This window comes from Pseudoalteromonas sp. HM-SA03 (assembly GCF_002289345.1).
GTDB lineage: Bacteria > Pseudomonadota > Gammaproteobacteria > Enterobacterales > Alteromonadaceae > Pseudoalteromonas.
Map to the genome: position 1 here is coordinate 58,863 of NZ_NSDG01000028.1, position 26,683 is coordinate 85,545.

Genomic DNA, 26,683 nt, shown 5'->3' on the forward strand with positions numbered 1-26,683 from the left:
GCGCTTGTTACCCGGCCACCAAAACGTAGATAAGTTTAATGATCAGCGTCACCATTAATAAAGGCAGTACATATTTGGCATACTTTTGCATTTTATCTAGCCCTAAGCGCTGCTGATACTTTTCCAACAGCGGTATCAAGACAACCAATGCGATGACTAAACTCACTAATAATATAACTACGTTCATCTTAGCTCCTCTTTCTAAACAGGTATCTTACAACCAGTATTCACTTCAAGCAAAATTCCAGCTATGCTCATAAACACATCTGACCAGTAGAATAACAATGATGAAAACTGCTATCACCGAATTATTTGACATCGAAAAACCCATTATATTACCCGGCATGAGCTGGATTTCTGTCCCTGAGCTTGTTGCGGCAGTGAGCAATGCTGGTGGCTTAGGTATTTTAGCCACGGGCCCGCTCAGTCAGGACGAGACACGTCAAGCAATACGAAAAATTCGTGAACTCACCGATAAACCTTTTGGCATTGGTGTGACGTTAATGATGCCGGGCGCCAAAGAAAATGCCAAAGTTGCATTAGAAGAACAGGTGCCTGTTATCAATTTTTCTTTAGGAAAAGGCGATTGGCTAGTACAAGCAGCTAAAGCCTACGGCGGAAAAGTCATTGCTACTGTGGTGACGCAAAAGCATGCATTGGCAGCACAAAAATCTGGCGTTGATGCGCTATTAGTTACAGGTCATGAAGCCGCAGCCCATGGTGGTGAGGCAACTTCACTGTGTTTAGTGCCGAGCATAGTCGATATTGTCGATATACCTGTAATTGCCGCGGGGGGATTTGCCGATGGTCGAGGACTTATCGCCGCGCTAGCACTTGGCGCAGAGGGCGTTGCGATGGGCTCTCGTTTTGCGACATCTAAAGAAAGCCCTTTGCATCAACATGTCAAAGATACCGTTGTGGAAAAAGACGTTGAACAGACGATTTATTCCAAAAACTTCGACGGTCTTTATGCTCGAGTAATGAAAACCCCCATGGCTGAAAAAGCAACGCGCCGCCCGATGAACTTTTTCATGGCCACCATAAAATCATTTAAGGCCGCCAAAATGGTCGACATGCCCTTATGGAAACTACTACTAGGACTGTTATCTCAATTCGATAAAATTAAAATGCTGTCGCTCTTTGGTGCCGCCACCGAAAAGCTTGAAGCCGCCACAATCCACGGAGATTTAGACTATGGCGTGCAGTTTATTGGTCAATCTCAAGGCTTAATTAGAGAGATCGAATCAGTACAAACCTTAATGGATAACATGATGGCCCAAGCCACTGGGGTGCATTCACGTATCGGCAAGATTACAGCCAAGTAACTGATGTTTGGTATTAGCGCGGTAAAAGCGGTATTATCTTGCTTAGTATCGCTCTGGCCCTAGTTGTGCCACTCAAGTGCTGGCCATAAATTCTGATTTTATAAGTGACTTTCAATGCCTAAACATTATCTTTTCTACATTGAGCAGCCATATAGCTTTGCCATTCTGAGACCCCTCCAAAACGCTATCCGTGCTAACGGTGACGTGGTGAAATGGTTTTTAAAAGGTAAAGATGTAAATTCAAGTTCACTTGCACCAGACGAAGCAGAGTTACTGAGCGTAGATGATGTAAAGGCGTTTAATCCCAGAGCTGTGTTTGTACCTGGAAACGTTGTTCCTGACTTTTTTCCAGGCGCCAAAGTGCAAGTGTTTCATGGATTAGAATATAAAAAGAAAGGTCACTTTGGGATCCGCGGTTTCTTCGATTTGTATTGTACTCACGGCCCAATTACCACTGCGCCATTTAACCAACTTGCACAAAAACATGGTTATTTCTCGGTGATTGAAACTGGCTGGCCAAAACTAGACCCTTATTTTGATTACACCAAGCAAGAGAATGAAAAGCCAGTCATACTGTACGCTCCTACTTTTTCACCGAACCTCACATCGCTTGAAGCATTACATGCACAAATCAAGCAGCTCGCAGAGTCAGGAAAATACAAAGTCCAACTTAAGTTTCATCCTAAGACGAAACAGCAGTGGCAACAGATGTACATAGAACTTGAAACCATCAGCGACTTTGAAATCGCCGGAAATGACAATCTCATTCCACTCATTCAGCAAGCCGATGTGGTGATTTCTGATACCTCTAGCGCCGTTGATGAGTCACTACTAATTGGTAAACCGGTTATCACTTTTAATAATCACCAACCTCAAGATGCGTTAATCAATATTACCGACGCAGGCCAACTATCTGAAGCAGTTAAACAAGCACTCAGCCTCTCCGAGGCACAAAGTGAACGTATTGAGCAATATATTCAGCGAGTGCACCCTTACCGCGATGGAAAAAGCGCTGAGCGCATACTCGTAGCAACAGAGACTGTAATTGCTGCCGGATTAAAGCGTAAACCGCTTAATTTATTGAGGCGTTACAAAATACGTAAAGCATTGAATTACATAAAGATAAAGTAAAACAGGTTACTTTTCGAAAATAAAAAAGCTCACTTTACTGTGAGCTTATGCAAGTTAATTTATCACTCACCTTAACAATCGCACTGCCAGTATTGGTTACCAGTTTCCGTCAAAGGCGGGCGACAAGGAATACGACTATTTGCACCACCAGCGATGTTTGGTGTTTGCTCTTGAGGCAAGCTTTGTTTTTTATCTAATTGTTTTAATGCTGTTTTTTTAAATTTCAATTTCATTTTCTTATCCTTGAGTTACTCTTAATTTATAAATCATGTTGTTTAAGGTTAGTAGTCCAATAAGTAGATTCTCTATCTCATCAGGCTAGCCTAAAACACAGCTCGACTATACTAACAACGGCAATGACCGTAATCCGTACCAGTCAACGTTTCCGTTAAACGGCATGGGATTCTGGTATTTGGCTCAGCACCGCCAGCTACTTGAGGGGTTTGCTGTAAAGGTAGGTTTTGGTTTTTATCTAATTGCTTCAACGCTGATTTTTTTAATTTTAATTTCATTATCATTTCCTTGAAATAGTCGTTTAGTGATAAAAATTTATCACTAATTCTTAAGCTGCCATGAAAAAATAAAAAATTCAACAATATTAACAATAAAATCAACTAAAAGCACAAGGCAAACAAAAAAACAACAAACATGATTAGATAAACTTACCTCAACTAGGCATCTTGTTGCTTATCCATAAAATCAGCCATACGCGCAAGTAATTCAGCTTCTGTGAGATCTTCTTTATGCGTGCCAATCGTCCAGACATGACCAAATGGGTCTCGTAGCGTTCCAGCCCTATCACCATAAAACTGATCACAAACGGGCGTGACTTGCTGTGCCCCCAATTCAATTGCCCCCGCAAACACAGTGTCCACATCGTCAACATACAACATCAAGCTAACGGGCGTGCCACCAAGCTCATTGGGATCTTTAAAGTGCATATCAGGGCACATATCTGAAAGCATCACATAAGAGTTACCAATCTGCAGCTCCGCATGTGCTATTCCTCCATCTGGCATAGGTAACTGAAGCTTTACGCTAGCGCCAAAAGCAGCTCGGTAAAACTCGATAGCTTTTGCTGCACCAGCCACAATGAGGTAAGGCGTGAGTGAATGATAACCGGGAGGAATTGAAGAAGTCGCCATGATATGGATCCTATAAAGTCCGTTAAATTCCCTCTAAACCTAGCCGATTATTTGAAATATGCGAATTAAAATTGCGATGCTCATGTTATTGCAGCGATGAGATTTACTCATAACTCGAGTGTTGATTAACGAATTATTTACCTATATGCTAATTTGGTTTTGTTCATAAAACACACAACAACATGTAAGGGATCAGTATGAAACCAACTTCTATATTACGATTGGCTTGGACGAGTGGTGCTCTCATCCTCGCAGGCCAAGCAAACGCCTACGACTGTAGTAATTTAAGCCCTTGGTCTGAACAACAAGTCTACAGACAAGGGGATATCACACAGTCCCAAAACCAAGCATATGAAGCAAAGTGGTATAGTCAGAACGACAATCCAGCAGGCCACTCCGGTCCTTATGATGTCTGGCGGTCATTGGGGACTTGTGCAACGGGGTCAGGTCAAGCGCCAAGTGTCGTACTCACCAGCCCAAATAATGGCGCGGTTTTGGGCGAAAATGACAGCGCTGTTTTTTCCGCTGATGCCAATGATGTCGATGGTGATCTGGCTTATGTCGAATTCTTAGTAAATGGGCAAGTCATCGCAACGGACACTACCGCGCCATTTCAAACCACTTGGAACGCAGTACTTGGCGAATACGATATCAGTGCAATTGCCACCGATTTACAAGGGCTAACCGGAAGTTCGCAATCAGCACGGATCACTGTAAAATCGAGCGGGGGAAATTTACCACCGAACGTATCCATTGTAGCACCAGCCAACGGCCAGCAGTTCTATCAAGGCAATATGGTAGGGATCAGCGTCACAGCTGACGATAGCGACGGTACTATTGCGGGAGTGGAAATTAGCGTGAACAACCAGCTTGTTGCGAACCTAACAACCTCTCCTTTTGAGTTCCAATTCCAAGCGGAGCAAGTTGGCGTAAACCAACTAAATGTAAAAGCGATGGACAATCAAGGCTTGGTAAGTGAAGCAAACCTTGCCATCGACGTGTTGACAAAGGTAGGCGGTGGCTGCCAAGGCCTTAGAGCATACAGCGCTGGACAAAATTACCAGACTGGTGAACTCGTCGCTCATAATAATCATAAATATCGCTGTGATATTGCAGGCTGGTGTAGCTCAAACGCGCAATGGGCATATGAGCCAGGTGCAGGCCAGTATTGGAGCGATGCATGGAGCGATATAGGGATCTGCGCAATCGCACCAACCGTAACGTTCGAAAGCCCGTCCAATAATGGTACTGTTTTGGTCAATACGCCCACCACTATCTCTGTCAGTGCTCAAGATACAGACGGCAGTATTGCTACACTGTCACTCTATGCCGACAGCACACTCCTCGCCACAGCCAATCAAGGAACGCTTAGTCACAGCTGGACACCGACAACCCTCAAACCAGTGAGCTTAAAAGCCGTTGCGGTCGATAACGAAAGTAATCAAAGCGAGCAAACAATTACAGTGAATGTAACTGATAAACCGATTGCCGTTGATTTACTTGCCCCCACTAGTGGCAGCCAAATTACCCTGGGTAATTCCACTCAATTGATTGCACAGGCATCCTCTTTTGTTGGACAAATCACACAAGTACAGTTTTATGCTGATGGCGTGTTACTCAATACAGACACAACGCCACCCTACGAATATAGTTATGCACCGGCCTCAATCGGTACAAAAACACTTTATGCCACGGCCTTCAACGACAATAATGATCAGCTGTCCAGTAGCGGCGTGACTGTTCAAGTCATCGACAAACCCATCGGTAAAAAGCACAAATTGATTGGCTATTGGCATAACTTTGTCAATCCAGCTGGTTGCCCTATTCCACTTGATCAGATGTCTACTGCTTGGGACATCATCGATATTGCCTTTGCTGAAAATGATAGAAATTCGAATGGTACAGTGCACTTCACACCATTTGAAAAAGACATTCGCTCTAACTGCCCGCCTATCGACCCAGTAAAATTCAAATCCGACATGCAGGCACTACAAGCGCAAGGTAAAGTTTTTGTGCTAAGCCTTGGTGGTGCAGAAGGCACAATTACCCTCAATACGGATTCCGATGAAGCCGCATTTGTCAGCAGCCTCACCGATATTATTCAACAATGGGGATTTGACGGGCTCGATATTGATTTAGAGAGTGGCTCGAACCTTGTGCATGGCTCTCAGATCCAAGCTCGGCTGCCAAGAGCATTAAAGCAAATTGAACAAAATATTGGTGGCAATATGGTACTTACCATGGCCCCTGAGCATCCCTATGTGCATGGTGGCATGATTGCCTATTCAGGTATTTGGGGCGCTTATATTCCACTTATAAATGAGCTACGTGATACATTAGATTTACTTCACGTACAGCTATACAACAATGGGGGCCTACCTAATCCATATGAACCGGGAAGTGCTCCTGAGGGTTCAGTAAACATGATGGTTGCCCATGCAAAAATGTTGATTGAGGGATTTGATCTTGCTGATGGCACCCGCTTTGCACCACTTAGGGATGACCAAGTAGCCATCGGTCTACCTTCTGGTCCACAGTCGGCAAATTCAGGCCAAGCGCCTATCGGCAATATCATCAATGCCTTAGATTGTTTAACCAAAGGTACAGGATGTGGCACTATCCAGCCTAGCAAGGCTTATCCGAACTTTGGTGGCGTGATGACATGGTCGATTAACTGGGATAAGTACGATGGCTATAATTTCTCTCAACCCATTGGCGATAAATTAACGCAGATGAATCAAGGAAATTAAAACTACATTGGCCTGAGCTTGGTAAGTATGGCAAACGTTATTCTGAGCTCAGGTTGATTAATCAATAAAATACAAAAAATAAAGGCAGGNTACAGCCCAGATCCTGCTTACTTGATTGCTAACAATTTTCAGTCGTGTAGTTACCACACCGAGCGCTTGTACNNNNAAAGTGCCGAGGTGATTAAATCACACTCTTTAGTCGTGGTTTCACAACCAATCGTGCCAGGTCTCGTTGTATAACCACCTGCCACATTAGGCGTCGCAGCATAATCAAGTGTTTGGCTGTTTTTAGATAAAGACTTTAATTTTTTAACCGTTAATTTCATTGGTAATCCTTTTTTGTTTTATTGATAGATTCAGGAACTAGTTCGTAATAATTTAGTCCTGAATTAAAGTTGTATCACCTGAACAAAAAACACTCAACCCAATTAGAGCAACAATTCAATGATTGGGGCCTGTTGATCTTTGTATTTTTGCCAGAACCGCCCTGAATAACCCTATAACTTAGGCTATGTAGCAATAAGCCAACGACACAAGCAAACAAGGTTGGTAAACAGTCAACAGCTTTTTGCTTGGAAATAAACTATTTCTCCCCTACTATTAGAGCGTTACACGCAAATTCATAATGAATCCCAAGGTCGATATGAAATCTTTTCCATCGCTTTATTTAACAAATCTATTCTTAGTCGGTGGGACAGGCCTGCTGACCACTTACTTAGCGCTTTATTTAGGCCAGCACGGCGTCAGCACGTTTTGGATCGGCTTGCTTACCTCGTTTTATTACTTGGGTTTGTTGCTCGGTGCTAAATTAGGCTACCACCTGATCAAATCAGTTGGCCATATTCGCGCGTTTGCGGCAAGCACAGCTGCAGTGACGGCCTGCGTAGCGATACATGGGGTGAGTGACAATATCTATCTTTGGCTTGGACTACGACTTGTGGTGGGTCTGGGCATGATGTGTAACTTTATGGTGCTCGAAAGCTGGCTAAATGAACAAGCGGCACCTGAGCAGCGGGGACGAGTATTTTCTTTTTACATGCTCACCTCATACCTCGGTATGGTAACAGGGCAATTTGCGCTTTCTAATTTTCCTGAGCTTGGCTATGCGCCGCTGTTTTTAATTGTTGTTGCTTTATCCTTTGGAATTATCCCTATTTCAACGACGAGGCGGATCCACCCTAAGCCACTTAAGCCTATTCAAGTCAGTTTGTTTACCTACTTCAAAAAAGTGCCTCAGTCTCTCACGGCAGTCTGTTTTGCCGGAGTGATTAATGGTAGTTTTTATGGCCTTGCCCCGACTTTTGCCAGCCAGTCAGGATTTAATGCCGAAGAAATTGCTATGTATATGTCGGTAACGATTTTTGCAGGTTTGCTTGCACAGTGGCCAATGGGCATTATCTCTGACCGAGTTCGCAGAAGTATCTTACTGCGCAGTAACGCTGTTTTTATCGGTTTGATTTCTCTTTGTATATTTTTACTGCCACTGAGCCCAAGCTACAGTCTTTGGCTGACTTTTGGCTTTGGGTTATTTGCATTTACCATGTATCCACTTTCTTCGGCACTAGCAAACTCCCGTGTTGATGATGAAGACCGTGTTGGTGTTTCTTCTGCGCTGCTGGTGGCGTTTGGGGGAGGTGCCTGTGTTGGCTCAGCCTCTATTGCACAGATCATGTCCCATTTTGGTCATCAAGCCCTATATGCTTCGTTGAGTGCACTAACCGTTGTTATGTTCTTACTCCTCCACTTTATCAACGCGAGACAAAAAGCCGAGCAGCCAGAGCCTAGCGACTATGTTGCTGCGACTTCTGATATTACCAGCTCACCGCTCGCAGCCACCATGGACCCGCGTATCGAGGAAAAAACGGCGCACGAGCAGCTACTTGTCGTTGGCGAAGACGCGCCTCGCGATAACGACGATGAACTCGATGACAATGAGCAAACTAGTGAGCCAACCGAGGAGCTGGACGAAACGACTAACAAACCTCAGCCAAAGCCTGACTGATAAGCACTCGTCACCAAAGATTGCTTAATCAAGGTGTTATCAGCTATGTTTATAGGATGTAGCTGATGACTGATGAGTATTGTGATTTGCAAAACATCTGGATTACCTTTGGTGGCGTTATGCTGCTCACGGCTTGTACCATAGCCAATAGCTGTGAGCTTGCTGTGCTTGATGGTAGTGTCGTGCTCAATTCCTCAAAGATACAGCCTAAATGTCGTTTTAAACAAGATCAAACCGGCCAGTTGTCTGCTGCGGCTAAGTTCACCTCCGTGCTAACTCATCAAGCGCCAAACTCTAAAATAAAGCGGCTATCACAGGAGCAAGTTCAGCAATCATGCAACATCGACGCGACCCAAGGCAGTTTGACTTGTACATTTAATGGCAAAAGCGACCACTTCACGCTGACGAACACCATTAAACAGGGGAAAATCGCATCAATAAACTGGCAAGATGATGAATATGTTTACCTTGGCTGGATGACTAATACTGAGGTATTAATGGGCTATATTGCGTTTGGCGCCCTTAACAAGCATACTGCCCCCTTTTTCATTCCCGCCTCCCAGTTTTGCCAATATGGTCTAAGCTCGCATATTATCGACCTTGGTAAGGGCGACTTATTGTGCCAAAACCACGAGGGGCTTTGGTCTCATAGCCGTTTACTGCCCCTACCACAGCCCTGCCAACAACCACAACAAATGATCCAAGATAAAGGTGGGATTTGGGCGCTGGAGTTTATCGAAAGTAGCTATCAATGGCGGATCTGCAGATACAACGATAACGCAGGTAGCCTATTAGCCGCATACGAATACAGCATAGATTTAAAGGCAACGCTGGCTCGGTATGACTTACAGCCCAGTGATTACACCCAACTTACTTTTTTATCCAATGGCGGTACTAACGCTATCGCGAATGCGGTGGAAATAGATAACGTCTTTCCTGTCAGTGATATTACGCCAGAGCTTGACCCACAAACGATAGAGCTGCCTATTCAGCAGCTACAATACAAACTGACTAAGCTAGATTAATCGCCACTTACTCTTGTGCTTCACGAAGCACTTGCGTTTCGCTATTTTGCTTTCTAAATTGGTTTGGTGTGGTTCCCGTAACGATTTTAAATGCTCTAGTAAATGGTCCAACCGACGCAAAACCACTTTCCAGGCCAACGACAAGTACTGGCCAATGCTGTTTAGCGGGGTCTTGTAACAACGCTTTGGCATGCTCAACCCGCAACTCATTGACCAATTGGCTGAAATTTCGCGCTTGTAAGTTTTGTCGTATCACTCGGCTTATTTTGTATTCAGGTTGATTAAATTGCTGAGCTAAGTCAGCAACTTTTAACCCTTCTTTGAGAAAGCCTTTTTGCTTGATAAGAAAGTGTTCCACCTGTTGCTGGAGCGCAATATCATCCTCGGTTTGTGTTGGCTCATTTGATTCAACGCACCTAACGGATGTAATTGTACGTTGAGATGAAAATCGCCAATACAATAACACTTGCGCCGTCAACATAATGAGGATAGCTGCGCTTGTCACTGCCCATTCTTGAACCTCACGATTGTCGGCAAAGCGATTTTCGACTAATTTGGTGCCTGCGACGCAAATAAAATAAGCGGATAAGAATAGCACCCTTTGTGCTTTTTCCTGCCCTTGAGACTGCGAGAACCCTCTGCACCCCTCCCAAAATGCCAGCATGAGTACACTAGATGACAACAACAAAGTAAGCTCATACGCCGCAATGTTAAGCCACTCAACTAATCCGCGAGCGTTCATGTGTAATTGACTATCGATAAACAAATAACCTTGTCGCCATATGACCAAGGCAGCAATGGCGATTGCAAACACAACATGCCTTTGTAAAATGGTATGTTTTTCTCTAAATAGTGCCCTAGCAAGCAACCAAAACCCATTACAGGTCACACAAGCGCCCATGCCAATTAAATACTGATATCCATTTAAGGAGTCCTGAGTCAGCTTTTTGGTGGTGGCCAAAGCTATTGAGCCGCACACTAAAGCAAAGAGTAAATGTGCTGCTTTTTTCTCTTTTACAAAAAGCTGAGCAACAACCAAAGTGCAACATAGGCTAAGCAAAAGTAGGTAATAGTTTTCAATAGTCATGGTGATTGAAGGAATATTGATAGACACAGAAACTCTAACAGCCACACCAAAAGCACTCAAATTAACTTTGTAAATAACCATTACATCAGGTTAAGCAAACTTAACACCAGCATTTTTAAAGTTCGGTCCACTTTCTTTGCTTTGATTTTCAAAATCAAAGCGACGAGATAGCAAAACCTTGTCATTTTATATACCAAGTTTATTGATTTATAAGGATAAGTATTTTGTCTTCCCTCAATCTAACCAAAACAACAGGGGTTTTCTTTAGTCCCTTTAGCGTATTGAATGGTGCCGCAAAGAGCTGGGTGTGTGTCGCACTGCTCGGGCAATGGATGTTTGCTGTTTATATCTTAGGCCTATATGCCATCCCGCTTATCGTGGGACTCACAGAGCAAAGTGCAGCGGTTTCACCGGCGAGTGGACACACAAAAGATGCCAAGGTGTTTTTTAGCCATGTTTTACCCGCTGTGATTTTGGCCACCAACGGTTTATTACAGCTTATTCCTGCGGTGCGAAAACGCTTTCCACGCTTTCATCGCTACAACGGACGCGTATTTTTTATTCTCGGTATTTCGGGCGCACTCACTGGGTTATATCTCACTTGGGTAACCGGTCTTAGGCTGAGCGATGTTGGTGCCATTGGGATCACACTCAACGGTATATTAATTCCCATTGCGATATTTTTTGCTTGGCGCGCTGCCATACAAAAAAATATCGCCGCACATCAACGTTATGCCGCACATAGTTTTTTCTTGGTTAATGGGGTGTGGACGTTTCGTCTTTATTTGTTTGGTTGGTACATGGTCAATCAAGGCTTCAATGGCAATACCGTAACCTTAGATGGCCCTGTCGATATATTTATTTCGTTTGCCTGCTATCTGCTACCAATGCTACTCGCAGAGCTCTACTTTTGGGCAAAACGCCAAACCAACGTCAGCGCACCGGTTTGGATAATCACGGTGATGATGAGCCTAGGTTTTGTGATCACCGCGATTGGTGTCTACGCGGCCGCTGTCATGATGTGGTGGCCACGCATTTCAGCCGTCTTTTTTAGTTAAATTACAGTTTAATCAGTTAGGAGTAGAAACATGCTTTCAGTCAAAGCGAACAAAATCAACAAAGGCCTAATTACATCGGCAATCTTGCTCGTGATACTAACGCTGATGTGGCAACATTTAAATGGCGGGATAGTGAGTCACCACTTACTTCACAGAGCTGATTTTCCAGCAGTATCTAACGCATGGGGCATTATCATAATTCCCGTATTAGCTTGGCTTACGGCACTGCGGCTACATAAAGCAATTGGCACAGAGCGCATTAAAAAAACAGCACCCGTGGTTATTCCTACTGAGTTTTTGGTCGCATTCTTTGTGATGTTACTCTTTAGCTTGTTGCAATCAGCCCTTTGGGAGTTCGGTTATCAAAGCCTCACCATGTATACAGCCTTAGGACTTTTGATAGCTGGGCTATTTTATCCAATCTACCGCGCAGAATGCATATTGGGACACGTGGTCGGTGCTAGTTTTACCTTTGGTTATGCTATTCCACTAGTTGGCATTTTAGTGATGGCAATCGTTTCAGTGTTTTCTCTTTTTTGCTTAAAACCTATCTTTTCTAAATTACTTAAGAAGACACAAACACCAATGAGAATGGAGTAATAGTGACCTTAGAAGGCTCAAGACAACACAAATAATTCCTAGGCGCTGCTATATAACTCGTTCCTTGTCGTTTTGACTCGTGTTAAATTAGTGATGATTTTTAAGCAAGGAACGAGCGGTTATGCAAGCTAGGTTAGTTACTCACATTGTTATCGTGGCTATTTTTACGTTGCTGTCAATTGGTAGCGCTATTGCTAATAAATCAGTAGATTCGAACTCAACACTGCAGCTTTCGTCCGCTTATTTTTCGCAAAAAAGAACGGTTCATATCGTCCTGCCACCAAGCTATGAGCAAGGCAATACAAGCTATCCAGTGTTATATCTAACTGATGGTCAGAGCAATCTTGAACATACCGCTTCAGCGGCTCGCTTCTTGGCACAACAACATAAAATACCTGAACTTATCATTGTTGCCATCGAAACCAACGAACACCGCACTCGAGATCTGACCCCGTCTTATCGCAAAGGTAGCCTTGCGGTACTGGGACATTTTGCAGGTCCAACACGGCAGCAAAATCCGGGCGGTGCAGAAATGCTACTGCAATTTATCGACAAAGAACTCATCCCTTACGTAGACAAGCATTATCGCACATCAGGCTATCGCGCGTTAGCAGGACACTCATTCGGTGGACTGTTTGCAACCTATGCGCTACTTGAAAAACCCGATTTATTTAATGGTGTAATGTTGGCAAGTCCAAGCCTTTGGTGGGATAAAGAGCGATTATTAAATGACTTACTGACAAAAGCGTTAATCAACAAGTGTATCTACATCAGCATGGCAGACGAAAGCGCAATCATAACGCAGCCTTTTCAACGTCTTAATGATGCTTGGCGAAAGCCAAATGGAATTGACTTCAAAGCGCAACACTTTAACGGCGAAACCCATACGAGCGTCGTCTACCCGAGCTATTATCATGGTCTGCAGCACCTATTTAACCATTACCAACCATCCTTTAAGGTCGCTGCTGCCGGTGTCACTCAGCTGGAAAATCATGTCGCCATCGCTAAGTCACTATATGGACTCAAGGCTTACCCCTACGACGCGCTGACTTCGCTCGGGAGTGCCGCCCTATTCGAACGTAACTTCACTGCGGCCATCAACCTGTTTAGCTTTGTGAGCCAGCACAACTCAGAGTCCCTCAATACACTGCAGCAATTGGCGATGGCTTATCAGCAAAAAGGAGATAAGCCATCGCTATTAAAGACCTACCAAGCCATGCTTAAACTTGAAGGGCTAAGTGAAAGCGAAAAAAAACATTTGCTCTCTGAAATCAAAGCATTGCAACGCTTACATTAACTGATTTTTTCTAAAGTGATGATATTCACTCAAGGCAAGTGGCACGGAAACCACTGGATTTTGTGAATGCCCCGCGTCCTCGCTAATGCTGTGTCCCCAACGCACATTGGCAGGCGCATACTGTTCAAGTGCATCTAATAAACCATGAAATGACCCCGTAATAATGTCATTCTCAGCACCACCAATGGAAAGGTAAATATACTTAGGTTTGCCTTGAATATTGGCTAGGCTTTTTGCGAATTCTTTTACGACAACCGAGTCGTCATACCACGCAGCAGGACTAAAAGCAAAATAGCCATCAAAAAGCGCAGGTTTAGTCACCATGGTATAAAGTACAAAACTTCCACCAGCAGAAAACCCGCTTAACACACGGTTGTCGTTAATTGAGTAGTTAGCTTCTAAGTAGGGTAACAGCTCGCTTTCAACAAATTGCAAAAAACGATCTGCACGACCAAAAATGGCAGGATCATTGTCACTCTCTGGACGGGCCTCAATCGCAACATCTTGTCGAGCATAAGGCGGCACTAAGTCGCGGTTGCGAGTCTCAGTCCAAAATTGATTGGGAATAGACACTAAAATGGCATCTTCTACCCTACCTTGTTCGGCAAGGCTGCTTAGTACCTCATCCCACCGCGCGAGATTAAAGTTGCCGTCGGTGCGAATAATGAGCGGATAACTATGTGCCTTGTCATACCCTTTTGGGAGGCGAATAAAGACCTTTCGATCTTCATTAAGCACTTCTGAAGACAACACTACATCAACATAATCTGAAGTGTAATAAGACTGATACTGGGTAAACTTCCAACCAGCGGCGACGATGGCAATTAAACCTAAGAGAGAAAAGAGATATCGCTTCATAAAACTTCCTGTCATTGTTTTTATTATTTCGTACTTTTGAGTACCGTTTACTTCATCCTACTGTATATTTTTTAGAAACTAAATCGCAACCGCTACTATATTAGGCAGCTAAAAATAACATCCTGAAAATACTAAAATTTACGTCACAACCAAATGTAACATTATGTTTTTAAAAAATAAATCACCGCTGTAATGTGGTGTAATGGATAAAATTAGAATCTACCCTACCCTTACGCTGCGCAACAAATTTGCAACCAATTAGGTTCATTTTTTTTACTTGCGCAAATCACGTATCTGCATCAGTAGTACAGCCAGATACTTCTTACACCATTTGAACAATATCTTGTCTCAGACGTGAGATTTTCCGATTAGATAATGCAAATGGTATCTTTTGACATGGAGTTCACAATGATGAAAATCTTAGTATCTGCCATTGTATTGGCAACCACAATGTCGAGTTTCAATTCGCTCGCTGCGCCTGAATCTTATGGCGTGCTTTTTTTAGATCGCAGTAGTTCAATGAACACGTTGCGCCCAGATGGACAAAGCCGATGTTCATTCTCAAAACAACAAGCAGTGCAAAAAGTATCAAAATTCTTTTTAGATGCCACAATTAATGGCCAACAGCTAAATGTGAAAACGTTTGCTAGTGGCGGTCAAATTCAATCCCTAACTAACGGGTTTGTCGGTTTCAATGCGGCAATGATGGCACTCTATCAACTAGATCCAGAAGGGTGCTCGGGGCTAACCGCACTTGCACAAGCTATGTGTGATGGCGCTGATGAGTTAAGAGCAAATTACTCAACGGAAGCCGCTAATGGCGCGCTGTTAAGAGTGTATGGCTCTACTGATGGCGGCGAAAATGACAGCCCAGCCTCTAGCTGTGGCGGCTCAAATTGGCAAACGAGCGTAACCTCTAAATACCTGTTTGAGCTACCACCAGTGCAATTCAATGCCACAATCTATACAGGCACAGTGCAAAATATTCTGGCTAATAAAGATAAGATGTATGTATTAGATGTTTCATCTGCATCTCAGTCGGTATCTAGTACCCCTACATTTCAGTTTCTTAAACAGCTGAGTATTGACACTGGCGGTACTTACGAGGAGATCAGCGACTCAGATGGCGGCGACCCAGGCGACTGGTAATTCACCAAATACAAAACTATATAAAGGTCGATAAGGCCTTTTTCTATTCGTCGTTGAGAAAATACAGAATGTTGTTTTTACACATTATTTAAAATAAAAAAACAATTAAATTACACAAAGCGCAAATACCTAAGGATCTTCAACTACACTCTTCGTGGGCATTTGCCCTGTGCAAGTTAAAAGGAGATTGTAATGAAGATTAATGGCAAACAACCGAATTTTCTAATCATTACTACTGATGAAGAGCGTTTCCCTCCGCCTTACGAAAATTCACAAGCAAAAGAGTATCGACTCAAGCACAGTGCATGCATGGCAGAAATGCGCCGCTGTGGCATGGAATTTATGAATCATTATGCAGCAGCGACGGCGTGCGCACCGAGTAGAACATCCATTTACACGGGACAATATCCATCCCTACACGGCGTGAGCCAAACACCAGGAATTGGCAAGTCGTCATTTGATCAAAACATGTTCTGGCTGGCTCCCAATACCGTGCCAACCATGGGATCTTGGTTTCGCGAAGCAGGTTATCAAACCTATTATCGTGGTAAGTGGCACCTCTCCGATGAGGATATTATCGTGCCGGGGAGTCAGCAAGCGCTGTATAGTAACTCTGCAACCGGAGAGCCTTACCCAGCAAAACAAGCTCTCTATGAGCGCGCAGAGCGTCTAGATAAGTTTGGCTTTAGTCAATGGATAGGTCCTGAACCTCATGGCGCTGCAGAGAACAATTCAGGTACATCTCGAGATCCGGGATTTGCCAATCAAGTTTGTGAAACCCTTAAACAACTTGAAGAAAAGGCACAAAACGGCGACCAAACGCCATTTTTACTGGTTTCTTCATTCGTAAACCCTCATGACATCGTATTAATGGGACAAAAAGATTGGTTTTCCAACTTTTATGCCGAAAAAGAAGCCGATAACCTTCCAAGTGTTGCGCCAGCCCCAAGCCAAACTGAAAGCTTAATGGACAAGCCTAGATGCCAAAAAGACTATCAGCTTATGTACCCGCATATGTATCTACCACAGCCACCAGATGAAACCTATCGGCAGTTTTATTACTACCTTATCGCAGAAGTGAACAAGCATATAGAACAGGTAGTTAACGCATTAAAGCAGTCATCTTTTTATGAAAATACTATTGTCGTTTTTACCTCTGATCATGGTGAGCTATTGGGTGCTCACGGCGGTCTACATCAAAAATGGTACACCGCGTATCAAGAAGTATTAAACGTGCCGTTTATTATTTCTAATCCTGTGCTTTTCAATCAACCTAAGCAGCTTGATATCACCACATCACACATCGACTTACTGCCTACCCTGCTTGGTCTAGCGGATATAGATATTGAGCAAACTCGTACTCAGCTTGCTAAAGATCACAGTGAGGCACAGCCACTCGTTGGCAGAAACCTAGCCAACGTCATTTTAGGTGAAGCGTCGCCCAAAGAAGAAGCCATTTACTTTATGACCGATGACAACATCGAAGTTGGTAGTGATATGACGAATATGCTTACCGGTAAAGCTTACAATAGTATTATCCAACCGAACCATATCGAAGCTGTGATAACGCAACTACCGGATATCAGCGGTGACACGAAATGGAAGTTTGTGCGTTATTTTGATAACGCTCGATTCTATGAGCAAGACCCGAATTTAGTTGATCTTGGTGGTAACGATGAGCCTACCACGCAATCGTCTGTGAGTAATGTCATTGGCGTCGGCAACCCAGACGGAATAACAACCACTCAGTTCATTCCCAGTGAATACGAGTGTTATAACTTGAGTGAAGATCCGACGGAGGAGAACAACCTGTTAAGCCCGTTTTGCGAAACGCCATTGGATGCGCGGATTTTAAAAGCGCTACAATTTACGCTACGGGAGCAGCGTAAAGCCAAACGTTTATTACCACAAAACCTCAATGAAGCACCGCAAAAACCAGTCAACCAGCAAGTGCCGATTAGAAGGTAATCGAAAAGCTCTGCAAGTAGCCCTGAAATATGCGGGCTACTTGCGATTATTTATGCTTTTTTAAACACTGCCAGCAACTGACTCAGCACCGCCGCAATAATGACACCAATCACCGCCCCCAATCCAAGCTTGGCGATAATGCTCAAAAGCCAGCTCATTGTAGGGATCAGCTTTTCAACAGCGTGAACAATTTCTTCAAGTAAGTGGAACTGGTGAGCCAAAATATCAACGCCAACTAAAAGCATTGCCAACACACCGGCGACCGACAAAAACTTCATTAGACCGTTGGCAAAATAAAGCAGTCCCTTACCCACCCCACGTTTTATCACCGCAAGTGTAGTCTTACGTACGTCTTTAATCATGGCTAAACCAATATCATCAAGCTTAACAATCAAAGCCACAATTCCGTAAACCCCGATTGTCAGCGCAAGTCCAATTAACGAAAGGACTATTGCTTGCTTTTCAAAAGGCTGATCAGCAATCGCACCCAGCGCAATAATGATAATTTCCGCCGATAGAACAAAGTCGGTAACAATAGCACCCTTGATTTTGTCTTTTTCAAACTCGACTAAGTCAACACGTTCATCCTCAAACGCTTTAATAAACTCATCGGTTTCTTGCTGTTGCTCCTGACAGTGAAAAATAGCGTGGAGAATTTTTTCACCACCTTCAAACAGCAAGTACAGCGCCCCTAAAATTAGCATAATGGGGATTATAAACGGCGCAAAATAACTGCAAGCCAAAGCAACGGGCACTAAAATAAACTTGTTCAGTAAGGAGCCTTTAAACACCTTCCATACCACTGCAAGCTCCCGATCTGGTTTGATCCCACCCGATAGTTGCTCTGCGTTGACGGCAAGATCGTCTCCTAACACCGGCGCGGTTTTAGTTGCGGCTAATTTTGTTAGCGCAGCGACATCATCGAGCAAGGCAAGTAAGTTTGCGGATGGCATAGCACACTCCTTTCGTTTAAGTTATTCATTAAGTGCGGTTGTCAAATAGCTGCTTACGTTAGCAACAGGCCCTAATACACAATATTTTTATCATAGGCCAAACATGATATTGCAGGCATGACCGCTTCAAGACAACTTAAATGTTGTTTTAATTCTCTCGGCTCGGTAATTTTTTTATACCGGATCCAAGGGATCAAAGGCGTAGTGTCGTCCTGCTTTGCAGTTAGATAAGCCTCATACCCTTTTATCCATTCATTCAACAAACCAAATGCATATGCATAAGGTAATAATGCTTCGTACTCCGCTTTTTCGACTCCTTCAGCGAAGCAGTGCTGACTCTTAAGTTTAATGTATTGATAAAATTGCTGAGACTGCAATACCCAAGCTTTAAATTGCTTGGAAGGCCCGATAAATGAAAAGAAAGCCGCAATAAAACCCAGGTAAAAGAAGTGAAAAACCACACTAGTGCCATTCACCAGCTCATCATCACCATCAACACACATCCATAGTAAGAATAAATAGGTAGGAATATAAATTAACGCGCGTACAAGCCACATTTCCCGGCTCTTTTTATCTTCGCTGCGATGTTCTATGAACATCTCTACAATAACCACCGCAATTAACAACAGTGAAGTGCATAATAAAGCTACAATTAAACTACCCGCAAACACTTGCCACCCATTGCCAGCACCAAGTCCAATCACAACAAAAGAAGCACCTAACCAAAGTAAAATAGGCGCTATAAAAGCAAGAAAGTTTACATTATGCTGCGCCTTCCCCACTTCGGCATTATTCACATAATGACATATTATTTCTGTGAAAGACGTCCTCCCCTCGTTTCCTTTGTTAAGAACAAAGCGGTTTTTTATCACTCGTTTTCGATTGCGTTTTCCACTCGAGTTTTGCACGTCTTGTTGTTGATAAAAGTAACGTTGCAGTTTTCCGCTTAACCCAACCGCCTCTGATTCACTCGGCGCGTCGGGGTTTAACTGAATTTGATGCAGCTTTTTTGGGTCAACATTACTAAATTCATCATTGTTTTTACCACGCTCACTAATCGTTAACTGTTTCGCCACCGCAAGCTTTAATACCTCAGCTAACGCGTCTTTTGCTGTTAGCACGCGTTCGATATTTGCAGCAACCAGTTCTCTCACCAAGCAAATCGGTAAGTCTGGTGGTTGAGTAGAACAAGGAAGCGCATCGGCAAGTTTTGGCAATGCATGGAGGCGCTTACGCGTTTGCCACACAGCCAATACAAATAACATTAAAAACGGCAAAGCAATAAATAACACTCTAAACGGATACCATACTTTGCGGTAAAGATAATTATCCTTAAATACACCTTTTTCAAACGCGAGGGCAATTTCTCCCTGTGCTTTATCTACTATCTCAGATTGACTCTCGAATAGGAGCTGATTGCGCCCATCGACTATCCCATCGCGTATCACAAACGCATCATTGTTTAGATGATCGACAAACAATTGGTGCTCCTTGAGCGTCGCGTTTTGAGGATAAAGAATCGAGACGGTAAGCTTGTTTATTTTCAGATTAACATTCGGAAAGAGTGCATAAGTCAATTCGTCTAATGCCGGATAAAACCGCATACGGTTTTTTGATTGATATCGCACTTCAAATTGCTGAGCCTGCCCTTGCTTTGGGAGCTGCTCTTTGCTTATTACGAGCGTTACTGAACTTCTATCGTAGTTATACTTCAGTGCATAACGCACTTCTTGCTCGTCAATTTTTACTGAGTCAATGCTGATATCGCTCAGATAGTATGTACCATCTGGATACCTCACATCCAGCTCAATTGTTTGCGCGAGCCCCTGCCAATCGAAGTTTCCCCCTTGCAGTATGCCTTGCTGAGTAACTTGCAGTGCCCCCGTTTTATTAATATCGAGATTAACTTGTAGCTGAGAGAAGTGAGGATCCGCTACCGACGCATCTTTAAATCTCAAATAAGCCAGAGAAGGCGCGCTCACAACCAATAAAATGATTGCCAGTAATACACCATAAAGCGTGGTAAACCAAAAGCGTTTAGTCATTGTTCAAATCCTTTGAATGCGCAGCGCTAAGTCTATGTAACTCAGCTCAATTTGCGCAGCAGACTAAAGCAAATAAGGTCTAATTTCAACACTAAAGTTACCGTTAAAAACGCCGCTTTTGGCGAGTAGACCTTGATAATATTTGCACATCACCGGTTGACTTTTTGGCTATATACGCTCCCTTTTGGTGCAACGAACAACCGCCTTAACGCATGCTAATTGACACCGAAATAGCGCAGTGATCGCTGAGCATTTTCTCTTCAGACATATCCGCAAAAAAGTATACGCTGGGGTCGAATTTTACCGTGTTTGCAAGTTTGTTGCTTAGCAATATATGGTCAATCGGCACAGGGTAGCGTGGGTGACAGCCTGTCAGTGTTTCAGTTGCGTTTACCAAAGGTGCAGAGACGCTATTTTGGTGCTTGGTTAACTGCTGCCAAAATTGATTGTCGCCATGGCTTAAACGATGATTGAAGTCACCCAACACAATGGTATTGCTATTTGCGTGTTTCTCCAACCAAGATTTAAGTACTGGTAACTGCTCTGCCAGCAGTCGACAAGCCTTTTTATCCGAAGTCGAATAGTTATCAACAAAACAGCCGCTTTTAAGATGGACATTAAGCACTGAAAGCTCACCAAACTGAGTATCTAAGGTCACAACTAGGCCATGCCTTAGTCCTTCAACATTCACGCTAAGTTCGCTCACGTTATCCACTTTGCTTGGGACAAGGTTATTTCTAATCGCAAACGCGGTTTTCTGCTGTGTAGACAGATTGCCACTCCCTCTACAGTCGTACGTCGCGCTATTAGCTCGACTTGAAATCAGTAATTGCCATTCACTACTTGGAAAGACCTGCTCTAATGCCTTAACCGATGCGACTTCCTGCAGCGCAATAACGTCTGCATTAAGCCCTTTTGCATAATCGCGCAGCGCGCTTATCTCCTGCTCGTCACGAGGCCTACATCCTGCACTCGATGGATATGCTAAATGCTCCATGTTCCAAGTCGCGATTTTAAGCGGAGCGACGGTTGCTTGGCCGCTTACCGCGGAGGAACCGATATTTGAAGGCTCCGACTGGCATCCCAATAGCGAGAGGCTAAAAATAGTGCTAAATACAAATGCAGTTAATTTTGTTGTCATAATGAATCCAATCTAGGCGATAAAATCTAAAGTCAGTAGCAATCGTTTTTCCCCTGTTACTACCGCTGGTGAGCGATGCACTAAGCCACGGCCTTCATTACCGTCCCAACGCTCACCTTTTAATAATGCCACATCCCCACAGGCAAGCTGTATTGCGTCAGCTTCAGGAGAAATAGTCAGTTTGTTGCCATCCCTTGATACATGCTGGTTTCTAAGCCACTCGCTGCCAGCGCCTGCAAGTGTTGTCACCAGTCGTACTGGCACTTTATCAACATGAAACTTCGGGCACATTGCAGTCTCGAGCATTTTTAACCGTAAACCAACTATGCGAAGTTCAAATAAACAGCTAAACATGTCCACGATTTCAGTAACGTGCGCCACCATCGCATCGCTAAAATTCAACCGCTTTAACGGCTCACTAACTTCGCAAGTGATATTGCTAGTCGCAATTTGTAGCGCTAATTCTATCTCTTTTGCTGTTTCTAAGTAGTGGCCAAACTCTGCTTTCAAAGCAGGTGGTAATGCATGTTGCCAAATCACAATATTGGTGTTGGACTCATAAATCTTGGTTAACACCGTTGCATGTTCTGACTGCTCATGATGCAGAGAGTCCGCATCAAGCAAGGGCTCTATAGGCATAAGGCTATTCATATTAACTCCAAATAGGGTTTTATTTAGTGAAAATTGCGATGCAGCGCATAATTTCGAAGATGCGCGTAGGAGATGAGTATAGAGCCAAGCACTGTGAACAAGGTTTCTCCACCTTTTTCACCTAAAATAGTTGCTATCACCAAGAGTGTGCAGCCTACTAACCCCATGCCCACAACAAGGCCTGACTTATGCCGCACATAGCCAAACCCAAGGGCCAAAACGCTAATAGGTATTACTGCTATTAGTAACCACTCGTGAAAAGCTTCATCAGAGAGCGCTAATAAACCCGCGAAGGGAGGAAGTACAAGTAATAAAAAAGGTAATATTAAACAGTGGACTAAGCACAACATAGATAACCCAATTGCTGCTTTGTCTCCAAGCGACTGTACTTTTACGTTCACGCTTTCTCCTTTGTCATGCTCGCCCGTAATTGATACAATATAACATACCAATCAAAAAAGAGTAAAACGTTAAAAGCCATACGACAAAAAGAGTGTTCGATACAAAGCCCAACATAAAAAAGTGGCGTGTATTTAAAGCACCTAGAGAGTCAATCTCTGCTTGTCGTGATTTTTACGGTGTTGTAGCAAATAAACGCAAAGGTACTTTGGAAGGTGTTTGATCAAATAGGAATGTAATGAATTACAATTCACAGGTTTGAGATCCAGAAAAAACCTATGAATTGATGAGTAATCGCTGGCTACGGAAAAAGGTTACGCGTTACACCCCATCGTTTCGCACTCCGGATACGCAGATGGACAATGCGTTGTTCCACAAAAATAAAAGTCTGTATAACCTCGATTATAACCACCAGCAATTTGCGCTGTGGCATTTTTAACAATTTGGCTGTTGTCTTTATTGAGTACTTTCATATTCCTTTTCTTAAGGCTCAGTTTCATTTTATTTCCTTAATAATCATTGTTTAAAGTTTCCAAATCGGAAACTAACTAATGGCTATACTGGCAGCACGGAAACAAAGAATCAATATATAAAACATTTTTTAAACATCTTGTTGAATGATCTCTAATCCCAAACAATGATGCAATGTGGCAAGCGCCAAAAGCCCTTGTATGAGCACTTTTGACTCCCAATGATTAAAACTTATTCACAGCTTTAAACGACTCTTACAATTTCGTTGACGCTATAATCTCTGGTTAGATTACCTATGACCCAGACGATATAAGCCAACTTTCTCGGCACATGACTCAATAATAGGTCTGATCCACGCCCTAAATTTGGACACAAAAAAACCACTGTGTGCGGGTGGTTTGTCTAAAAGTTAAATCGCAGGGTAACTACCCGCTCTAATTCGAATTCTTTTCTTGCATTACTTCTGAGTCAACCGGCACATCTGAAAAATGCATTTCCGTAGGCTTTATCCCTTTGTCATCAAACCTGTGATGCAAAAATTCATTAAAGCAGTTAATGTCATGAATGTTAGCGTGCACGATTTCTCGGAGCGGAATTGATATAGAAAATTTCTTTATTAGATATCTTCTTCTGTCGTGATCATTTAAATGCTGCAGCTTCCCATCATCTAGGTGCTTCGGCTTATTTTTGTCAAATTCTTTAATTACACTTTGGTAGTTAATTACTTTTACTAAATCAAGAGTTTTTTCATGACGATAACCACTTACTAATGGTAAAACATGAACATCATTACAATTGACTCCAAACTGGATCACGTAGCCTATATATACCTTTCTATTGGATAAGGTAAATGCAATAGGTAGTTTTAGGTCCGTTGCATCAAAAAACAGGCTTAAAAATTCTGGAGTTTCCTTGTCTCTAGCATCAACTTTCCACTGCTCTAAGTATGGACTTTTTTTGTATCTTGCCTTGTAAATAGCTACTACTAGCTTTGGATAGGCGAAAGCAATAATTAAAGACACGATACACACTGAAATAAGGTTGAGAGAATCGGTATCATTTCCTAGTGATGGCAATAATATAGATACAGAGCTTGAAAACCAAGAGCCTATCGTTTGCGCAAAATCACAGTGAGCTACTGTAGAAACTAAAATAAAAGATATACCGAACAACAGCATGCCAGCAAACGCAGCCATTATAAATGTGTGATACCCACTTGAATTATTGTATTTTGTTGTGGTTCCAGGAAGCTTTCTTAGGAATAAAGAGCCGCACGCCGTAAGTAAAAGTATCAGTAAAACTGTTGGCTTTATCATAATTCCCTTTAGTAAATTTTAGTTATTGGATTACCTGAACCTCCCTATAAGCTATGCCCTACAGTTTTACCAGCAGCCGACGCTTGTTCTTGCACAGTTTTACTGTCAAAAAGTGAGTCAGAATCAACAACAAAGAAATCTGTTCCGATGGTATGCACCTTAAGTTCTGGCTCAACAGTCACACTTTCCGATTCATGTTGTTCTTCAGTATTGCTAGTAAAAACTTTAAATATGCCTTTTATCGTCATTTTATATCTCCCAACAAATAGATCTAATCTATCAGCTCGGCTCCTAGTCTTAGAAGGTCAAGCGCGACCTTTAAACACCTTTAAGTTCGTTTAAACTGCGTTGAATCGCGTTTAATTAGTATTTTGATACTAAGACACCTGGACAAAACTTTCAACCAAACCTTTTGTAAAATAGTTAGCTAATATTAGCCAAAAGGTTTAGCTAACCCTTTTACTTAATGATTTAGCTTAACTTTTTAGCTCTCTTTGTAATTAGACGCTTGACTAAGGGAATAAAAAACCCGCTATTAAGAGCGGTCATCAAGCAAGAACTTTTATTATTTAAAACTTTCACTAGCTGAGTGAGTTTATTGCATTTTTAAGAGAAAAATAAAACACGAGCGCTTTTATAAAAGCGGTCGTGAATAACTAATGCCACCAATAGACCTGCAGTACGAACGTTTCCTTTCATTTATTCTGATTGTAATCCTGATGTTTACGCTATGCTTTGTTATCTATCCGCCTATTGTCATCTAACCTAAGGCTATTTAACAACACGGCGAAATTGCTTAAGCGGAGTAAATACTGTACTCTTGCCCGCCGCCCAATACAGAGTACAAAATCATGAGCTTTAGCCACCTAGGTTTAGCCCCAGAAATAAATCAAGCCGTTGTCGAACAAGGTTACGACAAACCGACTCCCATTCAAGAGCAAGCCATTCCTGCCATTTTAGAAGGTAGAGATGTGATGGCTGCAGCGCAAACGGGAACGGGCAAAACAGCGGGCTTTACACTACCTTTGTTGCAAAAGCTGATAGCCGGCACTAAGCCACGTGCGAATAATGTACGCGCGTTAATTCTAACGCCGACCAGAGAGCTTGCTGACCAAGTATGGCAAAGTGTTTCGCTTTACAGTAAACACCTGCCTATCAGCTCTGAAGTCGTTTACGGCGGTGTGAAGATCAATCCGCAAATGATGAAGCTGCGTAAAGGCATTGATGTTTTAGTGGCAACACCTGGGCGATTACTCGACCTTTACCAGCAAAATGCTGTCAAATTTGATGACCTTGAAGTATTGGTATTGGATGAAGCCGACCGTATGCTAGACATGGGCTTTATTCACGATATCAAGCGCATTATCAAAGTATTGCCAAGCCGCAGACAAAACTTGATGTTCTCTGCCACTTTCTCTGAAGAGATTAGAGCCTTGGCGAAAGGGCTAATTCATGATCCAGTAGAGATTTCTGTGGCACCAGCAAACAGCACCGCAAAAAGCGTGACTCAGTGGGTGTACCCGGTAGACAAAAGTAAACGTACCAACTTACTCAAGCATTTAGTGCAAACGCATGATTGGCAACAAGTATTGGTATTTACTCGCACAAAACACGGTGCTAACCGCTTGGTTAAGGATCTGGAAAAAGCCAAGATCAATGCCGCAGCAATCCATGGTAATAAAAGCCAAAGCGCTCGCATGAAAGCCCTTGCTGGCTTTAAAAATGGTGAAGTACGTGTACTTGTTGCCACTGATATTGTTGCAAGGGGCTTGGATATTCAAGAGTTGCCTCATGTCGTGAACTTTGACCTGCCAAATGTTTACGAAGATTATGTTCACCGTATCGGCAGAACTGGCCGCGCTGGTGCGATGGGGGAAGCTATCTCATTTGTTACCCAAGAGACCGCAAGCGACTTATTTGGCATTGAGCGATTAATTCAACAGTTGGTGCCGCGTAAAGTGGAGCCTGGGTTTGAGCCACAACTTGCCGTCCCTGAGTCAAAATTAGATACGCGCCCAATCAAACCGAAAAAGCCAAAGAAACCGAAAAAGCCAAAGGCGGCAGACACTGAGCAAGCACCTTCTGCTCAGCCGAAAAACAAACCTAAGCAAAGTTCAGGTCCTCGCAACAATAAACCGAGTAGCAACGGTAAACCTGCTGGTAATAACAATGGCAACCGCAGACGTCGCCCATCATCATCATCTGCAAACAAGCCAAAGAGCCAACACACTGGAGAGAAACGTACACCACGCCAGAAGCCCACTTCTGGCAATTAATAATTAATGGTGTAAGCAGGTGTAATAGCATTTGCA

Annotated in this window: 25 protein-coding genes; 11 read left to right on the forward strand and 14 right to left on the reverse strand. The window is 43.1% G+C overall.

Annotation, left to right across the window (positions count from 1 at the left end; all coding sequences use genetic code 11):
* Nucleotides 1-7: 7 nt before the first annotated feature.
* A complete protein-coding gene (locus CKO50_RS05395; RefSeq protein WP_095727329.1) occupies nt 8-187 on the reverse strand; it encodes a hypothetical protein in 180 nt (59 codons plus the stop codon).
* Nucleotides 188-278: 91 nt separating this feature from the next.
* On the opposite strand from CKO50_RS05395, the gene CKO50_RS05400 reads away from it, so the two are divergent.
* Both CKO50_RS05400 and CKO50_RS05405 read left to right on the forward strand, forming a co-directional pair.
* Nucleotides 279-1,325 (forward strand): nitronate monooxygenase family protein, encoded by a 1,047-nt coding sequence (locus CKO50_RS05400; protein WP_303621305.1) that lies wholly within the window; start codon nt 279-281, stop codon nt 1,323-1,325.
* 114 nt (nt 1,326-1,439) lie between these two features.
* Nucleotides 1,440-2,456 carry a CDP-glycerol glycerophosphotransferase family protein gene (locus tag CKO50_RS05405; protein ID WP_095727331.1) on the forward strand — a complete coding sequence of 339 codons (1,017 nt, stop codon included), beginning with the start codon at nt 1,440-1,442 and terminating at the stop codon, nt 2,454-2,456.
* A gap of 71 nt (nt 2,457-2,527) precedes the next feature.
* Here CKO50_RS05405 and CKO50_RS23905 read toward each other — a convergent pair whose 3' ends face one another.
* From CKO50_RS23905 to CKO50_RS05410, 3 genes are all read right to left on the reverse strand, one after another.
* Nucleotides 2,528-2,689 (reverse strand): hypothetical protein, encoded by a 162-nt coding sequence (locus tag CKO50_RS23905; RefSeq protein WP_017217812.1) that lies wholly within the window; start codon nt 2,687-2,689, stop codon nt 2,528-2,530.
* Nucleotides 2,690-2,800: 111 nt separating this feature from the next.
* On the reverse strand, nt 2,801-2,968 hold the full coding sequence (locus CKO50_RS23910; protein ID WP_176474611.1) for a hypothetical protein: 168 nt from the start codon (nt 2,966-2,968) through the stop codon (nt 2,801-2,803).
* 159 nt (nt 2,969-3,127) lie between these two features.
* Nucleotides 3,128-3,601: a VOC family protein gene (locus CKO50_RS05410; RefSeq protein ID WP_095727332.1), complete on the reverse strand. Its 474-nt coding sequence runs from the start codon at nt 3,599-3,601 to the stop codon at nt 3,128-3,130.
* Between the two features lie 197 nt (nt 3,602-3,798).
* Between CKO50_RS05410 and CKO50_RS05415 the strand changes: the two genes are divergently transcribed.
* The 3 genes from CKO50_RS05415 to CKO50_RS05430 all read left to right on the forward strand — a co-directional run bounded on the left by CKO50_RS05415 (nt 3,799) and on the right by CKO50_RS05430 (nt 9,378).
* Nucleotides 3,799-6,351, forward strand: coding sequence for an Ig-like domain-containing protein (locus CKO50_RS05415; protein ID WP_095727333.1), 2,553 nt, complete (start codon nt 3,799-3,801; stop codon nt 6,349-6,351).
* Between the two features lie 643 nt (nt 6,352-6,994).
* A complete protein-coding gene (locus CKO50_RS05425) occupies nt 6,995-8,353 on the forward strand; it encodes an MFS transporter (protein WP_095727393.1) in 1,359 nt (452 codons plus the stop codon).
* Between the two features lie 65 nt (nt 8,354-8,418).
* A complete protein-coding gene (locus CKO50_RS05430; RefSeq protein WP_095727334.1) occupies nt 8,419-9,378 on the forward strand; it encodes a hypothetical protein in 960 nt (319 codons plus the stop codon).
* Nucleotides 9,379-9,385: 7 nt separating this feature from the next.
* Here CKO50_RS05430 and CKO50_RS05435 read toward each other — a convergent pair whose 3' ends face one another.
* On the reverse strand, nt 9,386-10,492 hold the full coding sequence (locus CKO50_RS05435) for an AraC family transcriptional regulator (RefSeq protein WP_255229438.1): 1,107 nt from the start codon (nt 10,490-10,492) through the stop codon (nt 9,386-9,388).
* A 197-nt stretch (nt 10,493-10,689) separates the two neighbouring features.
* Here CKO50_RS05435 and CKO50_RS05440 point away from each other — a divergent pair, with 197 nt between their 5' ends.
* From CKO50_RS05440 to CKO50_RS05450, 3 genes are all read left to right on the forward strand, one after another.
* Nucleotides 10,690-11,523 carry a DUF2306 domain-containing protein gene (locus CKO50_RS05440; RefSeq protein ID WP_095727336.1) on the forward strand — a complete coding sequence of 278 codons (834 nt, stop codon included), beginning with the start codon at nt 10,690-10,692 and terminating at the stop codon, nt 11,521-11,523.
* Between the two features lie 30 nt (nt 11,524-11,553).
* Nucleotides 11,554-12,123 (forward strand): hypothetical protein, encoded by a 570-nt coding sequence (locus CKO50_RS05445; protein ID WP_095727337.1) that lies wholly within the window; start codon nt 11,554-11,556, stop codon nt 12,121-12,123.
* Nucleotides 12,124-12,244: 121 nt separating this feature from the next.
* Entirely contained in the window at nt 12,245-13,420 is a 1,176-nt protein-coding gene (locus tag CKO50_RS05450; RefSeq protein WP_095727338.1) for an alpha/beta hydrolase-fold protein, read from the forward strand.
* Here the strand turns inward: CKO50_RS05450 and CKO50_RS05455 are convergent.
* Entirely contained in the window at nt 13,412-14,278 is an 867-nt protein-coding gene (locus CKO50_RS05455) for an alpha/beta hydrolase (protein WP_095727339.1), read from the reverse strand. The genes CKO50_RS05450 and CKO50_RS05455 overlap by 9 nt on opposite strands.
* Nucleotides 14,279-14,686: 408 nt before the next feature.
* On the opposite strand from CKO50_RS05455, the gene CKO50_RS05460 reads away from it, so the two are divergent.
* Nucleotides 14,687-15,427, forward strand: coding sequence for a hypothetical protein (locus CKO50_RS05460; RefSeq protein ID WP_017217829.1), 741 nt, complete (start codon nt 14,687-14,689; stop codon nt 15,425-15,427).
* Between the two features lie 192 nt (nt 15,428-15,619).
* The gene (locus CKO50_RS05465) at nt 15,620-17,395 is read left to right on the forward strand and encodes a sulfatase-like hydrolase/transferase (RefSeq protein WP_095727340.1); all 1,776 of its coding nucleotides are present in this window, start codon (nt 15,620-15,622) and stop codon (nt 17,393-17,395) included.
* Nucleotides 17,396-17,445: 50 nt separating this feature from the next.
* Here CKO50_RS05465 and CKO50_RS05470 read toward each other — a convergent pair whose 3' ends face one another.
* From CKO50_RS05470 to CKO50_RS05505, 8 genes are all read right to left on the reverse strand, one after another.
* On the reverse strand, nt 17,446-18,348 hold the full coding sequence (locus CKO50_RS05470) for a DUF808 family protein (protein WP_095727341.1): 903 nt from the start codon (nt 18,346-18,348) through the stop codon (nt 17,446-17,448).
* Nucleotides 18,349-18,419: 71 nt separating this feature from the next.
* Nucleotides 18,420-20,393, reverse strand: a complete 1,974-nt coding sequence (locus CKO50_RS05475; RefSeq protein ID WP_095727342.1) for a DUF2207 domain-containing protein — start codon at nt 20,391-20,393, stop codon at nt 18,420-18,422.
* A 205-nt stretch (nt 20,394-20,598) separates the two neighbouring features.
* Nucleotides 20,599-21,534 carry an endonuclease/exonuclease/phosphatase family protein gene (locus tag CKO50_RS05480; RefSeq protein WP_095727343.1) on the reverse strand — a complete coding sequence of 312 codons (936 nt, stop codon included), beginning with the start codon at nt 21,532-21,534 and terminating at the stop codon, nt 20,599-20,601.
* Nucleotides 21,535-21,546: 12 nt separating this feature from the next.
* Complete coding sequence (locus tag CKO50_RS05485; protein ID WP_095727344.1) at nt 21,547-22,185, reverse strand: DUF1826 domain-containing protein; 639 nt, start codon at nt 22,183-22,185, stop codon at nt 21,547-21,549.
* A gap of 23 nt (nt 22,186-22,208) precedes the next feature.
* Nucleotides 22,209-22,586 (reverse strand): MerC domain-containing protein, encoded by a 378-nt coding sequence (locus tag CKO50_RS05490; protein WP_095727345.1) that lies wholly within the window; start codon nt 22,584-22,586, stop codon nt 22,209-22,211.
* Nucleotides 22,587-22,898: 312 nt separating this feature from the next.
* Nucleotides 22,899-23,084: a hypothetical protein gene (locus tag CKO50_RS05495; RefSeq protein ID WP_039492121.1), complete on the reverse strand. Its 186-nt coding sequence runs from the start codon at nt 23,082-23,084 to the stop codon at nt 22,899-22,901.
* A 405-nt stretch (nt 23,085-23,489) separates the two neighbouring features.
* Complete coding sequence (locus CKO50_RS05500) at nt 23,490-24,371, reverse strand: hypothetical protein (RefSeq protein ID WP_095727346.1); 882 nt, start codon at nt 24,369-24,371, stop codon at nt 23,490-23,492.
* A gap of 44 nt (nt 24,372-24,415) precedes the next feature.
* Nucleotides 24,416-24,619 carry a hypothetical protein gene (locus tag CKO50_RS05505; protein WP_095727347.1) on the reverse strand — a complete coding sequence of 68 codons (204 nt, stop codon included), beginning with the start codon at nt 24,617-24,619 and terminating at the stop codon, nt 24,416-24,418.
* A 603-nt stretch (nt 24,620-25,222) separates the two neighbouring features.
* On the opposite strand from CKO50_RS05505, the gene CKO50_RS05510 reads away from it, so the two are divergent.
* Nucleotides 25,223-26,647: a DEAD/DEAH box helicase gene (locus CKO50_RS05510; RefSeq protein ID WP_095727348.1), complete on the forward strand. Its 1,425-nt coding sequence runs from the start codon at nt 25,223-25,225 to the stop codon at nt 26,645-26,647.
* The last annotated feature ends 36 nt before the right edge of the window (nt 26,648-26,683 follow it).